The following is a 15,218-nucleotide window of genomic DNA, read 5'->3' on the forward strand; positions in this document are numbered from 1 at the left end:
ATTCATTTTTCATTAAATTAAACATTATTGGAAGCCTGTTTCTTTCTTTGAGCTTTTCTTTTCTTTTTCAGTCTATGATTGTATTTATACACTCTCTCTTCATTCTTTTTATTAATACTATAAATCCCTTCTACCACATCATAGTAAAAACTGTCACTATAAGTTCCTCTTACTTTTCCCTTCATAATTAAATAAATTGTTTATAATCTAGCTTTTTCTTTTTAGTACCTATTTGATTTAGTGCCAATGCTGTTTCAACCTTATCTTCGTATTTTAACAACCTTTCCTTCAAGATTTTATTTTCTGTTGTAAGTCGTTCTATTTCAGCATCTTTTTCTTGAATAAGTTTCCGTATTTCAACTGTCTTTTTATAATTTTCTACTTTTCTTTCTTGGGCTGTCGCTCTTGTCACGTTCTCTTGGTGTGTAATCCACTGAAGGTTGGTAACTCTGTTATCAGCTTTGACCTCATTCTTATGGTCAACAACATAATAATCATCCTTCAAATCTGTTGGAATGTCTAACCACGTTAAAGCTACTGCCCTATGAACGTTCATTGTGTCGTAATCTTTATCTCTGTATTCATTAATGAAGAAGTAATCGTAGCCTGTATGCTTATTATGATATAACTTCACTAGCCTGTTATATTTCGTTGAATAAATTCTACCGAAGTTGGAGACTACAAAGTCCTCATTCTTCTTTCTGTCTTCAGCTATTAAATATTTCCAGTTCTCGCAAGGCTCACTTATTTTTTCAAGTTTGTCATAGTTAATCATTTTCATTAGTTTTACAATTGAGGTATTTTTCAATATACCTCTTATTAAATTACTGTACCCGATTTATAAGCTAATACTCAAATGGGCTGGGCAACACCACGTTAGTCTTCCGATTGGATAACAGCGTCAGCTAATAAAAAAGCTCAAATGGGCTGGGCAAAACAACGTCAGTCTAATCGTTGGACTACATTTAATATTATTTGCAACAGTACCATTTTTATAATAACTTCCAGTTGGAAGATAATTTTATTAGCGTAGCTTGCTCTTATTATCAATTTATTCAAATTGAAAGATATTTTTTATTTCAATCAAAAAATAAAAAAGAATCATAGCGTTAGCAGTACCACTTGAAATCATAGCGTTAGCTTTTCTCATTTTTATTAATTACTTCAATTGAAAAAAATTAAAAAAAGAAATAGCGTCAGCCACTCCGATTGAAGTAATAGCGTTAGCAGTACCATATTTTATCACTAGCGTAGCTTGCTCTTATTATCAATTTACTCCAATTGGAAGATATTTTTTATTTCAAAAAGAATAAAATTGAAAGAAAAACATAGCGTCAGCCACTCCATTTGTAGTATTAGCGTCAGCAGTACCATTTTATTAATTACTTCAATTGAAAAATTAAAAAAGAAAGAACAGCGTTAGCCACTCCGATTGGAATAATAGCGTTAGCAAATTCTTATTTTATTCATTATCTCAATTGAAAAATTGAAAAAGAAAGAACAGCGTTAGCCACTCCGCTTGAAGTAACATTTTAAACAATAGCGTAGCTGAATCCCCTTATCAAATTGCTTACAATTGGATATAATTTACTGCTTTATATAACTCCATATCTGTTCAAATATGAAGCTTTTAGCTATTTTGAAATTTTGTTTAAAAGAAATATTGAGAAACGTAATGAAATGGAGTTTTGAAATATTATTCAAATGTTACTTTTTATTTTAAATATCATTTTATTTTTATTTTAAATATAAATTCAAATAATACTTTAAATGTTATTTCAAATATTGTTTTTCTATTTTTTATTTTATCTTTTAAATAAAATTTCTAAATCTTGTTTCCTACGGTCAAGTCGCAGTTATCCCTTCCGTGGGAAATAAGTTTTTTAAAAATAGAAATCGTTTTTGATTCCTATTGCTGCCTTAGTTTAACTATTCTTGTCAGTGAGTCTTCCATTACCAGATATATGCTTGCTTAGGGCATATAAATATTCAGTTTCCTCAAACTACAACTGAATAACTGACTTTTATTCATTAAACAATTTTTCGGAAATATCGGGGTTTGGCTTTCAACTTATCAACTCAATTCTTATTTAGAATCTCATTACCCGATGTCTATTCTAGCCGTACATCGCCTAAATTGTTACTAGAATGATACAATCTCGTAGTAGATTGTTTTCCTTTTATATATAAATATCAGATACTTTTCAAAAGTTTACCCAAATGTACATTTTTTTTATTTAAAAAACAACTTTTTTATTAAATAAATCCAAATAAAAAATTGCTGAACTATCAAAATAACTTATCTTTGTCACGCATTAACTTAAAATCAAAATAAGCTATTATCTCTTTGTGAAAGGAGAACTGATTCATTACTATTTGTACTGAATTTGATGTAAAATAAATCTAATGACAAGTCCCTAGTCTTTGTGAAAAGGTTATACTTAAGTGGCAGTAATTCAAGTTACTGCCATTTTTTTTAATACTTTATAAAAACTAAAAAAAATTATTATACGAGTTTGTAATATATTGATAAACAGTCTATTTTTGCAAAGTATTTGAAAGTTATGCAATTCAACATTTTAATTGAAAGGGTCTATTAAGTTGTGCAAGGGGTAAATTGAGTGGGATAACTAATCAAAAAAGGGTATCAATCATTGATACCCTAAATTATTTATTTTTGTTTTGATTTTATTTCTTTTTCTTGTTCTTCCAATTCTTTTTTCTTTTTCTCAATTTCAGCTAGTTTTTTATCAGCTTCTTTATTGTTTTCAATCTTCTTATCAATCAATTTAATAATTTCTTGTAATTCAACCTTATATGATTGAAGAGCAACTGTTTCTACGTAGTTTTTTAGTCCTGCTTTAATATCCTCAAAAAGAGGAACAAGGGTACGTTTTTCTTTCAGTTTTCGCTTATAGAATACGATTCTTTTGTATTTGTCTTCAACTGATAATGAAGCCCATTTTGACTTTTTTGTATCTGAAATTGAAGCTAAATAGCTCTCTTCGTGCTTAGTAATTTCTGTTAGCTTATCCTGTTCGGATAGTGCTTTTCTACCTGCTGTTGCCATAATTATTGATTATTGTTTTCTAAAATTTGCCACTTAATCACATCAAACAGACGAGCCGATAATTCATTGCCGCTTTCCTTCAAAAGTGCTTCTACTTGCGGAACAATAATATCTTCAAAGTCACCTGTTGAGAATCGTTCAGATTGCTTTAATGCTGAATTAAAATCCCTATTTTTCAAATAAAAAATTGTTTTTGAAATTGGAGTTTGAAACTCTTTAGGAATATCTACCACTGTGCCCTCTTTAGCCCCTCTATAGCGTTCAAAATGATTCTTAAAGTCTTCAAACAGCTCTTTTACATCACTATTCTTCACCGTTGACATCTTTTTTTCTAACAATGGAAGAATATCATCATAAAGCTTGAAATGAAGCTCTCCTTTTACTAAAGCAAAACCATATTCCAACTTTTCGAGATACCCAAATATCTCGTTTGCACGATATTCATTTTCGTCTTTAATAACTCTACTTCTAGGCATAACGTTTTATTTTAAATACAATCGCAAATTACAGAAATTAATTTCAAAAAAGCAAGTAAATCAAATACTATTTTTAATTTAAATTCAATATTTGTAATTGATATAAAAAGAAAAGCGCACTATAAAAAATAGCACGCTTCTTTATTTTTATTTGTTATTTATTTCGTTTTTTATTTCATCTTTGAACTTCTTTACTTCAGATGAATAATGTGTTGAGATTCCGAATATGCTACCCGCATACACTAAACTCTGTCCAAGAACCCACAAAACAGAATCACTAATAGCTCCCAAAGGCGGTACAACGAATCCTGCTATCGTCAATCCGAATCCTGCCACAATAGCAAATACAGCAGTTGATAATGTTACAATTTCTTTTATCGTTAGTTTCATTATAATCGTGATTTTTCAAGGTTATTAAAATCTATTTCATAATACGCCATCAGCTTATAATCTTTCTTTCTATAAATTCTACAACTTACTTTATCTTTCAATAAGTTAGTGTTTTTATCATAAGCGTACTCATCAAATTTGATATAAATCTTCTTATCAAATTCAATTGTTTCTTCGTAAGATGTTGTGGTATATGTGCCTTCCAAATCATTGACAATCAATTGATTTTGTCGCTTATTATCAAGGCCAATAAATTGATGTCCTGATAGCTCATATTCCAAATAATACTCATCAGCATTGAACGTTACAGAAGCTTGATTTACATTTTCTTTGGCGTATGTGATAACAGGATTATTCAACCAAATTGCCCCGTTGTTATTATGATGTACATACCTCATTGTCGAACTTGTAAACTTAATAGCTTCGTACTTAGGAGCTTGCACAACGAATGACGAATGATAATTATGATAGTTAGGGAAATTGAGTGGGAAACAACCACCTAAACTACTCCATTCATTCAAATCTCTATAATCGGTAAACTGTTTTAATGTCATACAAACGTATAAGTCAGTTTGAATACCTGTATCGCCACTTGAAGATGGTATCTCTAAGGTCTGTTCTACCCTATCTAAATCTTTAATAGGTTTATCTGCTGATATAACCCTTATTCGGTTTGCATTTACATATATAAAAGTAAGGTAAAGTGACTGTGTATTAAAGATTTCTGATAGTGTTAGTTGTCCGTCTAATTGATTGAAAGTTAATTTGCAGACGGTCGGGCTTACATCATCATATTCGGTCGTAATGCTTAATGTAATTGGGCTTTTGGCGTGGTGGTCGTAGCCACGAAAATCACCTAACCTGAAAGGCTCACTCGTACCACCACTAGGCGGATTATAAGACATTTCTGCTAACTCCGCACCACTTTCAGGTCTATTGATTTGAGGAGCCAATTGAAAGCCATAAGCCCTACCTCGCCACGCCTGATAATCATCCATTTCGACTTTGTTTGCAGCATAAGCGAAAGGCTTTCTCCAAGCGAACAGATTTATATTCTTACTCGTACATAAATCACTTAGTTTCAATGATTTCTCACCTAGTTCTTTCGCTACAATTTCAAAAGTCAAATTCTTGTATGGTAAACTCATTTTTAATTATTTTTTTAACTTACTTATTTCTAATTTTAATTCATTTATAATTGAATATAAATCATTTATTTGTGATGACAATACGGCTGTTAGTTGTTGATAGTTCAATGATAGATAGCCATTGACATCTTCCGTTATCAATTCAGGATAAACTTCTTGTACCTCTTGTGCTATGAATCCAATCTGCTTTTTATTATCTTTAGTGTAAACAACAGGATTCAATAATCCCCTGTTATTCAATGCTTGAATATCTGTTTTTAGCCTTCTATCTGAATAAGCTGTCACCTCACCTGTCGATACTAAATTAGCACAAGTAATCGTACCTGAACACGTTGTATCTGTATCAGACCTCATAAAACTAGCAGCGTGTAAATTATCAACCGTATCTGAATTTTTAACACTCAAAGTAGACAAAGAAGATGTATTAACTTTGCTGTCTAGTTGTGTCTGCAAGCCTGTTACACCTGATATAGCGTGAGTATGATTTATATTTGATTTGTTATTCAATTCAATCTGTAAATTAGTGATATTCGCTATTGTGTGAGTATGGCTACTGCTAGCCTTAGTAGCAAGTAAGTTATTTACCTCTGTCTCTGTGTAATATCGACTATCGTGAGTATGTGCTGTGTCAGATTTCTTATTTAATTCAGTTTGTAAATTAGTTACATTCGCTATCGTATGAGTATGACTACTACTTGCCTTTGAATCTAACTGTCCCTGAAGTCCTGTCACATTAGCTATTGTATGAGTGTGACCGTTGTTGGTTTTACCACTCAACAAGCTATTTATCTCTGTCTCTGTGTAGTACCTATCATCGTGAGTGTGACCGTTATTTGACTTACCATCCAACTGTCCTTGAAGCCCTGTTACATTAGCTATCGTATGTGTATGACTACTACTAGCCTTAGCAGCAAGTAAGTTATTAACCTCTGTTTCAGTATAGTACCTATTATCGTGAGTATGTGCCGTATCAGATTTCTTATTTAATTCAGCTTGTAAATTAGTTACTGCTGATATTGCGTGCGTATGGCTTGCACTAGCTTTACTATCCAATTGACTTTGTAGATTCGATATATTAGCTATCGTATGTGTATGACTACTAGCGGCTTTACTATCTAGTTGTGTCTGAAGTCCTGTAATACCCGAAATAGCGTGACTATGCGCTGAAGGTGTAAATGTGGCAGGTTTATTCTGTAATGTGTCCCAAGTTACTGTCTTATCACTTATTAAGTCTGATAAAATTTTTCCCTGTTTAGCTGATAATGCAGCAGTCGAAGAAACAGAATCAAGATTATCTATCACCTCGATTGTTCCACCACTACCACCTTCAATATTATCTAATATTTCTTGAAGCCCTGTTACATCATCAACCGTATGTGAATGAGTAAATGGTGCATAAGTGGCAACATACTTCTTATCGTCCTCTCCGTAAGCTACCACTTCGCCTTTACTGACAATTGTTTCATTGAATATCACCTTTTTATCAATCACATAATTTCCTGCACTATCAACAGTATAAGGCAATCCTTCTTTTAAATTGGTAATGTCACTTACAGTATGTGTGTGTCCCGTATTTGATTTTTTATTTAATTCACCAGTCAAATTTGTTATCGCAGAAATTGAATGAGTATGAGAACTAGCAGCTTTTGAATCTAATTGATTTTGTAAGTTAGTGATACCCGATATAGAATGAGAATGATTCACATTAGCCTTATTACCCAATTCAGTTGATAGTCCCGTGATACCTGAAATAACGTGACTGTGAGAAGAACTAGCCTTACCATCCAATTGACTTTGTAATCCTGTAATTTCCGTTACAGTATGGTTATGTGTTGAAGGTGGAAATGTGGTAGGCTTATCTTTTATGTCGTTCCAACTTGATACACTACTTTTATCACTTATTAAGTCTGATAAAATCTTTCCCTGTCTTGCTGATAATGCAGCAGTTGAAGAAACAGAATCAAGATTATCTATCACTTCAATGCTTGCTCCACCAGTGCCACCTTCAATATTGTCTAGGATTTCTTGAAGCCCTGTAATATCATCAATACCGTGTGGATGGCTTAATGGTGCGTAAGTACCTACATAATCAACATTATCCTCTCCATACGCCACCACCTCTTCTTTACTTATTATCGATTTTTTAAAAAGTACCTGTTTCTCAACAACATAGTTTCCGTTTTCATCAAGAGTATAAGGCAGACCATTCCCTGTACTTACATTAGATGAAGAAGACGAAGCGTAGCCACCTGTATTCTTTAAATACTTATTTCTAAAGTTATGAGGTATATAATTTGTTTTTATTTCCATTTTCTAATTAATTTCATTTAGCTGAACATCAACTTTATTATTAATTAAATCGTACACTATCGAATTTATTATGTAATCTTTTTGAGTACTCTTTTCATTAAGAATCGAATTGAGATTTACATTTTTATTCTTTATTGAATTTGAATAAATAAATCTCGGTTTTGAATAATAATTCGTGTATTTTTCAATGCAATGCTCTTCTGATTTTTTTGTTTCTTTAGATGATATATCAAAAATATTGTCTACGAATTTATAGCTGTCTCCTTGCTTGAATAATACATAAGAATAACTACCTGAATGCTCGTTGAAGGTATTCACACGAAATTCAATATCATCCAGTTCTTTTACTATTTCCTCATTGATTACATTTTCGAATTTTATATCATCATCATATACTTCATCATTGAATACATCTTTAACGTAAGATGAAGTGGTGTATTTCAATTTAATGTCGGATAAATGAAAAGCGTTGCATCGAACTGGTTCTTGGTCGGTTCTACGCATCGGTACAGTTCCCAATTGGTTTGCAGGATATAATTCAAATACCAATTCGCCTAGAGTAATATTGTCTTCAGGCAAATGTATCGCCACCCCATCTTCGCTGTCAGCAAGGTTCATTCTCCAAGATACAGTATTTGTTAAACTATATTCTGTGTCAAATACTTTATCATCAACCTTATTTTTATGAACTAAATAAAAGCAGTCCTGCAACTTACATTCATCATAGTACCACTTTTCAACGAAAATCCTCTCACCATTACGCATAAACATATATACTGCATTTACATCAGCAAAACCACCAGTGTATTTTTCACGTGTACTTGCATTGTATTCAGCTTCATTACAGAACCGCCAGTAGCTGTATTCATCAAGATAGCGATACCAACGTGCTCCTTGCCACGTGTTAGGACCTTGACACACTTGATAGTAACCTCTATCCACCTTATTTTGATATTCAGTGTAACTTACCCACTGTTCGCCATCGAAGTACATTTTATCAGCGATAGCAAGTCGGCATTGAAACATAGTATCATAGAAGCCTGTGCTGTACTTACCATTATAATATTGTTCATCACTAGTTTTAACGTGATTTGAAGCATTCCAATCGCCTGATAATTTGTACTTTATGTCAATGATGAACGTCCCACCTTTTACTGCAATCGGTGGTCGGTTCTTCAATGAAAGTTGAACGCCACTCGTTGTTTTTAATCCCATTAGACCATAATCAGCCATTGTAAAGTAAGTTTTCCAACTAAGGCTTGAAGGCTCATTTTCAGTCTCGTAAGAAGCAACTTTTTGCCAGTACGAGCCATTTGAATCTGCATTTTGAACTGTAATTTCTTCTAGTACGACACCCAATATATTGGGCTTCTGCCAGTTCCAATTTGACCTACTTTTGAAGAAGGCATTAAGCATCGTATAGTCTTTATTATCAATGCTTCTATGTGTTTCATAGAATTTATTGGGGTCAGCGTTCTGATTAATTAAATCATCATCCCAATCAGGGATAATCGTATTATTTGAATTTGTATTAGCTATTACTACTACCTTATTATATTGTTCGTTAATTGATATTGCAGCGTTAGCGTAATACACATTACTATTTACATCAATTACATTATTATCAATACTTACTAGGGAATTGGTATCATCAATCAAATTATATTTGGTGTATTCTTTGATAGATTTAATCGAATTAAAATCAGTGAAATAAATCGAATCCTCAAAATAATAACAGGTTGTCCCTAGAAACCTCGATATATACTCTATAATGTCCTTACAGTTTTCAGCTTCTTCACTTTCATCAAAGAAATTTCTATCTAAAATAAATAGGTTATTCAGTAGTTCTGTTGTACCATTTATTCTTTTTGAATTATGTACATAAATATTTTTAATTAAATTGTTTGAATCAATTTTATTTATTATGTGTTTTAAAATTGAATAGAAACTAACTATTGATTGACTATCATTTACATAAGTATATTTGTAGTTTTCTAAGGAAGATAGAATATCATTAAATTGAAGAGATAACTGATTATATTCATTGTCATAGTCAGATTGATACAGGCAAGGAACAGAGAAACCACACCATATTGTCTTACCATTCTTTTTAATCAAGCAATAAATTTCATTTTTCAATGCGGTATATAACTCTGTTAATATTGTTTTTGTAACTATATTGATTTGACAATCAGAACATTTTAAGGGCTTAAATACATCATCATCACTCTCATAGTTGATACTAACAGCGTCAGCAGAACATTGTAATTCGGAGGGTGCGACTGTTGTTGCCGCATCCTCAAAATTCTTATATATTTCTATTTCGATTGAATTATTATCGATGTCTTTGAACATCGAAGTATATAATAATTTGTACATTAGATTAATCTGTTTATTCTGTTATTATGTTGTTTAAGGATTCCCACCAAAGCCTTATCACTGATTTTAAACTCAACTTGACCGTTCATTTGGTTAACAGGTGAATTACCATTCAATACTTTAAACAAGCGTGCCTGTTGACTACCATTTAAAATAGCTTCACCACTATTGACCCTAGCCAGATTAGCATCACCACTAAATTTTGAGCCACCGATTACACCACCATTGGCGAATTTCGGAATCGCTTTGAATAAAGCTAAGACACCTGCTATCGCACCCGCAATGGCGATGATATTCATCGGAAAAGGCAATTTTGCAGCACCTTTCGCAGCAGAAGAAGCAGCTTCACTAGTATTAGCAGCAACGTTTGATGTTGCTGTCGCTTTAGTGCTAGCAGCAGCCGCAGAATCTAATGCAATACTTTGAGTTGTACTTTGAGCTTTAGCAGTTGTTTTACTCAATTCAGCAGTCATAACCGCATTAGCTTCAGCCTGTGTGTTGGCGATTCTTTGTGCTGTCGCACCGTTTTCAATCATACTAAGTGTCTGTGTAGCAGTCTTATAGTTATTGATAACGTCAGTAAGTTGTTTCCAGGCACTATACATTTCCAATATCGCATCGATTCCACCAAACAAGCTATCTACAAAGGTTTGGAATCTTTCAAAAGTTGTCATTTCATCCCAATCTTCAAAAGAATCAATAAGAGCTTTAAATGTTTTGGGAGTTTCAGCAAGTGTAACTTTTAAGCCCTCATAGATACCTCTATCCATCTGCTTTTTCAAATCTTTAATACGTTGTTGGGCTTGTTTAAATTGAAACTTGTCTTCCAAGTTGGTAACGTGTTCACCTAACTTCTCAATAGCATTATCAAGCTGTTCAACTTGCCTTAATAGTTCATTAGAACCTTCCGTCTGTAACTCTTTTGCTTTAGCAATGTCTTCAGCAGAAATGTTGGAACGTAGTTGTTTGAGTTTATCCAATTGAGCTTTTAAGTAACCTGTTAAAACCTCATTTTCTCTATCTTCTTTTTTATCAAATGAAAGGAAATCCCACTTATTAATGCGCTCACGACCTGCACCATTCACCACATTATCATAGTTCTTCTTCAGGTAGGCGGCACGAGAACTAGCTTCACGATTATAACGATTAAGTTCTTTAGCTCGTTCTGCATCGTCATTCTCTTTCTTTAGCGTCTTGATTAAATTTTCTCTTTCTTTAATCAAATCCTTATATTTTTGAGTCTCCAATTTACTTGCGTCTCCGTTGAACTCATAACTAGAAATAAGTGATTGAAGAGCAGATAATTTTTTCTCGTGAAATTTCTTTTCATCAATCAAATTTAATTTTAATTCTTTTGTGTAATAATCAAGATTGATAGCGTATCTCTTTTCAGCGTCAGCGATTGAATTTTCACGTTGTTCAGCTTTTTTATCAGGTTTGGCGATATTGGCAATAGATTGATTTTTAATGAATTGATATGGACTAGTAGTTTGAGCATATTCCAATGAGGAACGCTTATCCCCCTTTTTATCAATATAGGTTTGACCGTCCAATTCCTTATATATTTCATCAATCAAATCTTTTGCTAAAGTGTTGATTTTCTGTTTAATTTGTTCATCACCCCATCCCTTTGCAGCACCTTCTTTTCTTACGTTGGCGATAGCCAAATTCAGTTCGCCTTCCTTATCTGATAAGTATTTATCAATGTCAGATGTCAACTTATCTTTTATAGGTTCACCTTCAGGAAAGTTTCTATTTAACTCTTTGATTTTCAATCCTGCTTTAGCATTATAATGTGCTATTGTCAAGTTGGCAAATCTTTCTGCTGTTGAATTTAAAGAAGCTGAATTTTTATCATTTTTGAAAGCATCTTGAATTAATTTAATTAATTCTTGTTTCTTAATTGTATCGTTTTTATCAGATAATAAAATATTATTTACGCTATTCTTTAAATCGTCAGTTCTTATTTTTGCTACTTCTTTTATTAATCCGTTAGATTCAAATCTCTTTTGAATATTATTCATTAATTCATTGAAAACAGAATTATTTTCAAAGAAGCTCTTATTTAATCCCTCGATGGCATCATTTTTAGCTTTGTACAGATTATATTGCTTTTGCCATTTGATTACGTCTTTGATTCGATTTGCTAACTTATCATATTCTTCGGCACTCTGATTAACTGATATTTTTTCAAGATGTAATTTTTCCAATAGTTCAGGGTATTCTCTTTTTAGCTTACTCATAGCAGCTTGCCAAGCATAACTACTTGATTCGTGCTCTCTCAATATTGATACTAATTGAAGAAATGAAGTCTCTAACTTATTATTGTTTGTGGTGGCTTCATTCATCAACTTATTGGCGTTCCTTACCGCTTCAGTGCTCTTTCTCCAAGCACTAACCAAAGAAGTTCCGATGACACTTACCAATGTCAAAGCGATACCAACCCAACCACCAAAAAAGCTATAAATCGAACGTCCGACCGTTTTAGCAGCATTTCCAATCTTGGAAAATACCGTTGTCATTGTACTTTGGAAATTGCTAGCACTAGCAATAATCTTACTTTTGTCTCTCTCGAAGTCCGTGTATGCGGTACGTAGTACATTGACATTAACATTCTGACTTTGACGATTGAAGGTAGATAAAGTATCAGCGACATTGGCGATAGCTCTCTTATACTTCTGTGTATTTGTGGTGCTAGCGTTTGTGATATAGGTTAGGTCATTCATCAATTTCTGATAAACCTTTCCATTTTTTGTACTTAAATCGAATTTATCGGCTACTTGTCCCAGTTCTTGATGTAACAACTTATAATAGTTTGCTGTATCTTTGTTGACACCTTGATTTATATTAGTGATACTTTGAGCTATGGCAGCATTTTGATAAGCGTCACTTCTTTTGTTTAATTCTTTACTGTATTCTGCTTCCGCAAAGCTCTTCAATTTAGTTTGTGTTTTTTGAAATAATCCACCAATTTTAGATAGAGCAAGCCCGATTGAAGCCACCATCACGGTAGGAACATCTTGAATCCTACGAATAAATTCAGCTAGTATATTTAATGGTTCAGTAAAAAAATTCTTAAATGAATCAAATACCTTAATTTGAGTGTTTTCATAAACAGACTTCAACGTCTTTTGAGCCTTTTCAAATTCACCCAAACCCTCGTCAAACATTCGTGCAGCTTCACCTTGACTGTTGGCTACGGCTTGATAAAGCTCTGACATATCGGTATTTAGCACTGCTGCCATCTTTGGCGACCCCAACTTGTTTGCGAACTGACTTAAATCCTGAATACTAAAACCCATAGCAGCAGCCTTCATTCTCTCCAATGTCTTTATCAAACCTTCAGAACGTAATGATACTTCATCCAACTGGATTCCGTATTTAGACGCTACCTTAATGGCGTCAGGCGTTTTGTCCGCAATCGCAAGAATCACCTGTTTGAGACCTGTTCCCGCTTCAGAACCACGGAAGCCCTGATTTGCTAGAGCACCTAATACGGTAGCTGTTTCTTCAAGACTAACGCCTGCTGATTTTGCAATCGGAGCGGCAATCTTGAACGCTTCAAATAATTCCAACACGTTAGTAGCTGTATTACTTGCGGTTGCTGCTAGTACATCATTAATTCTAGTTAAGTCCTTAGTAGACAAGCCAAAAGCGTTCATTGATGTGGTAGCAATGTCGGCTGCTTCCGCCAAACTAATTGCTTGGGATTGAGCTAACTGTAACACACCGCCTAACGCTTCTTTTGCTGCAAGTGGCTTCAGACCGTTACGGATTAACTGTTCCAGTGCACTTGCAGCTTCAGTTGCCGTGTACTTCGTATCACGTCCCAATCTCATTGCTTCTTCTCGTAATGACTTCAAATCGTTGGTGGAAGCCTTACTGATAGCCTGAACACGTGCCATAGCGTCTTGAAAATCAGCACCCGCACGAATCATATCACGACCAAAAGATAAGGCTGAAAAGCCAGCAAAAGCATTGATAGCTAGCTTCTTAAACTTACCAAGTTGTGATTGTATTCCTTTTATTCCTTTATTAAAATTCTCTGCCGCCAGTTTGACAGCGATAGAGAAATCTAGTTTTTTGCTCATTTATGTTTGTGTTTGTATTTTTATTCAGTAGGTTGTTTCCATTCGATTTGACCGCTATTCATAAATTGATGTAACTTATCTTTATGATTATCAATCACTTTTAATCCTTCTTTTTCCTTTTCTTCTTTTTCCCAAGAGAATGGTAGTAATTCATTAACTGTTAGTTTTTTAGCGTTGATGTGTGGCATTATGGTTAAATAGGTAAACAGTCTTTTTTCTTCTAGTCTGTTTTTGTTTTTATCGTCTCTGTATTTGATATAACTATCTATTTCGGAGTAGTGCATCTCATTGAGAACATAATCAATATCCAAGTTACAGTCCATCACCAAGATTGGTACTAACTGATAGATATAGACTTTATTTGATTCCTCTTTATTTTGGGTATTATTTTGAGAAGGTAATTTTTCATCTACCTCTTCTTTATTGAAGAACTGACTCTCAAAGAGAAAAATCTTTTGAAGCCTTGAATTAATTTCCTCTACAAATTTTTCATCAGTAAATAAGTATTGTATCGTTTCTTCGTAGGTGCGCTTGAAGTCATTATTCGCTACCAACATACAATAAAGCAGAGGAATGACATCTTCTTCTGAACCTGTGAACGTTGAGAACGGTTTTCCAGTCAACCTTTCATAATATATAATTGATTTGATATTTAATTTTAAATTGAAATTTAATTTCTTCATATCTATTTTTATTAGATATGTTTTTAATGATTAAAATGAATAATAAAAAAAGTGCGAACTATGCGTACCTAAAAATAAAGTTCGCACTGTTCGCACAACTATATATATAAAGGTACGCACGCGCGCACGTACATTATTATATATAAAAAAGGTGACTAAAATTAATTAGCCACCTTCAAATAATTACTGTTTTTATGCTTTTGCGTCTGTTTTAGTCAATGCACCATCGCCCGTTAACTCGATTGACATCGTACAAACCGAACCGTTATCTGCACTCAAATTACAAGATGTACAATATGCTTGACCTGTATAATAAGTCTTAGTTTCGTCCATTGTGAAGTCACCTGCTGAAATGTCAGTTGTTTGTCCGAACTTTATTAAAAAAGGCTTTCTTTGTGTCATCATATCAACGAAGAAGCCGTAGCCTGTTTCATCGTAACTCATTAAAGATTCGGTACTTACAGTCCATTGCAACTTACCTGGAAGAGCAGAAGCCCACACTCCCGCCATTTTGTTTGAAGTGTCGATTGCATCTTGAGACAAGTTCAAAGAGCAAGATGTTGAGTAAGCAATAGGAGAATAAGTGTCACCCGTTCCTGCCTTCACATAAAGGAATAACTCATCACCTAAAATTAAATTATCTGATGTATAATTTGCCATATTTTTATTTT

General features: G+C 33.3%; 11 protein-coding genes. All 11 read right to left on the minus strand.

All coding sequences use genetic code 11. The annotated features are described in order from the left end of the window. Positions 1–17: 17 nt before the first annotated feature. On the minus strand, positions 18–185 hold the full coding sequence (locus tag BQ7997_RS25485) for a hypothetical protein (RefSeq protein WP_159436756.1): 168 nt from the start codon (positions 183–185) through the stop codon (positions 18–20). Between the two features lie 2 nt (positions 186–187). Beyond that, entirely contained in the window at positions 188–781 is a 594-nt protein-coding gene (locus BQ7997_RS10430; protein ID WP_073346047.1) for an HNH endonuclease, read from the minus strand. A gap of 1,890 nt (positions 782–2,671) precedes the next feature. Next, entirely contained in the window at positions 2,672–3,070 is a 399-nt protein-coding gene (locus BQ7997_RS10435) for a hypothetical protein (protein ID WP_073346049.1), read from the minus strand. A gap of 2 nt (positions 3,071–3,072) precedes the next feature. Further along, entirely contained in the window at positions 3,073–3,546 is a 474-nt protein-coding gene (locus BQ7997_RS10440; protein WP_073346050.1) for a hypothetical protein, read from the minus strand. 147 nt (positions 3,547–3,693) lie between these two features. Then, entirely contained in the window at positions 3,694–3,936 is a 243-nt protein-coding gene (locus BQ7997_RS10445; RefSeq protein ID WP_073346052.1) for a hypothetical protein, read from the minus strand. Beyond that, positions 3,936–5,084, minus strand: coding sequence for a hypothetical protein (locus tag BQ7997_RS10450; protein ID WP_073346053.1), 1,149 nt, complete (start codon positions 5,082–5,084; stop codon positions 3,936–3,938). The genes BQ7997_RS10445 and BQ7997_RS10450 overlap by 1 nt, the downstream gene beginning before the upstream one ends. 6 nt (positions 5,085–5,090) lie before the next feature. Continuing rightward, positions 5,091–7,394 carry a tail fiber domain-containing protein gene (locus BQ7997_RS10455; RefSeq protein WP_073346055.1) on the minus strand — a complete coding sequence of 768 codons (2,304 nt, stop codon included), beginning with the start codon at positions 7,392–7,394 and terminating at the stop codon, positions 5,091–5,093. Between the two features lie 3 nt (positions 7,395–7,397). Then, a complete protein-coding gene (locus tag BQ7997_RS10460) occupies positions 7,398–9,773 on the minus strand; it encodes a hypothetical protein (protein WP_073346056.1) in 2,376 nt (791 codons plus the stop codon). Then, on the minus strand, positions 9,773–13,864 hold the full coding sequence (locus BQ7997_RS10465; protein ID WP_073346058.1) for a phage tail tape measure protein: 4,092 nt from the start codon (positions 13,862–13,864) through the stop codon (positions 9,773–9,775). Before BQ7997_RS10465 ends, BQ7997_RS10460 begins: the two co-directional genes overlap by 1 nt. A 20-nt stretch (positions 13,865–13,884) precedes the next feature. Next, positions 13,885–14,547, minus strand: a complete 663-nt coding sequence (locus tag BQ7997_RS10470) for a hypothetical protein (protein WP_073346059.1) — start codon at positions 14,545–14,547, stop codon at positions 13,885–13,887. Between the two features lie 192 nt (positions 14,548–14,739). After that, positions 14,740–15,207: a phage tail tube protein gene (locus tag BQ7997_RS10475; protein ID WP_073346061.1), complete on the minus strand. Its 468-nt coding sequence runs from the start codon at positions 15,205–15,207 to the stop codon at positions 14,740–14,742. Positions 15,208–15,218: the final 11 nt, after the last annotated feature.

Source organism: Bacteroides congonensis, from assembly GCF_900130125.1.
GTDB lineage: Bacteria > Bacteroidota > Bacteroidia > Bacteroidales > Bacteroidaceae > Bacteroides > Bacteroides congonensis.

What these genes read in the sequence shown, in the direction of transcription:
- BQ7997_RS10430 (WP_073346047.1), bottom strand. Translation starts at nt 781, where the DNA reads ATGAAAATGATTAACTATGACAAACTTGAAAAAATAAGTGAGCCTTGC.
- BQ7997_RS10455 (WP_073346055.1), bottom strand. Translation starts at nt 7,394, where the DNA reads ATGGAAATAAAAACAAATTATATACCTCATAACTTTAGAAATAAGTAT.
- BQ7997_RS10450 (WP_073346053.1), bottom strand. Translation starts at nt 5,084, where the DNA reads ATGAGTTTACCATACAAGAATTTGACTTTTGAAATTGTAGCGAAAGAA.
- BQ7997_RS10470 (WP_073346059.1), bottom strand. Translation starts at nt 14,547, where the DNA reads ATGAAGAAATTAAATTTCAATTTAAAATTAAATATCAAATCAATTATA.
- BQ7997_RS10445 (WP_073346052.1), bottom strand. Translation starts at nt 3,936, where the DNA reads ATGAAACTAACGATAAAAGAAATTGTAACATTATCAACTGCTGTATTT.
- BQ7997_RS10435 (WP_073346049.1), bottom strand. Translation starts at nt 3,070, where the DNA reads ATGGCAACAGCAGGTAGAAAAGCACTATCCGAACAGGATAAGCTAACA.
- BQ7997_RS10475 (WP_073346061.1), bottom strand. Translation starts at nt 15,207, where the DNA reads ATGGCAAATTATACATCAGATAATTTAATTTTAGGTGATGAGTTATTC.
- BQ7997_RS10440 (WP_073346050.1), bottom strand. Translation starts at nt 3,546, where the DNA reads ATGCCTAGAAGTAGAGTTATTAAAGACGAAAATGAATATCGTGCAAAC.
- BQ7997_RS10465 (WP_073346058.1), bottom strand. Translation starts at nt 13,864, where the DNA reads ATGAGCAAAAAACTAGATTTCTCTATCGCTGTCAAACTGGCGGCAGAG.
- BQ7997_RS10460 (WP_073346056.1), bottom strand. Translation starts at nt 9,773, where the DNA reads ATGTACAAATTATTATATACTTCGATGTTCAAAGACATCGATAATAAT.
- BQ7997_RS25485 (WP_159436756.1), bottom strand. Translation starts at nt 185, where the DNA reads ATGAAGGGAAAAGTAAGAGGAACTTATAGTGACAGTTTTTACTATGAT.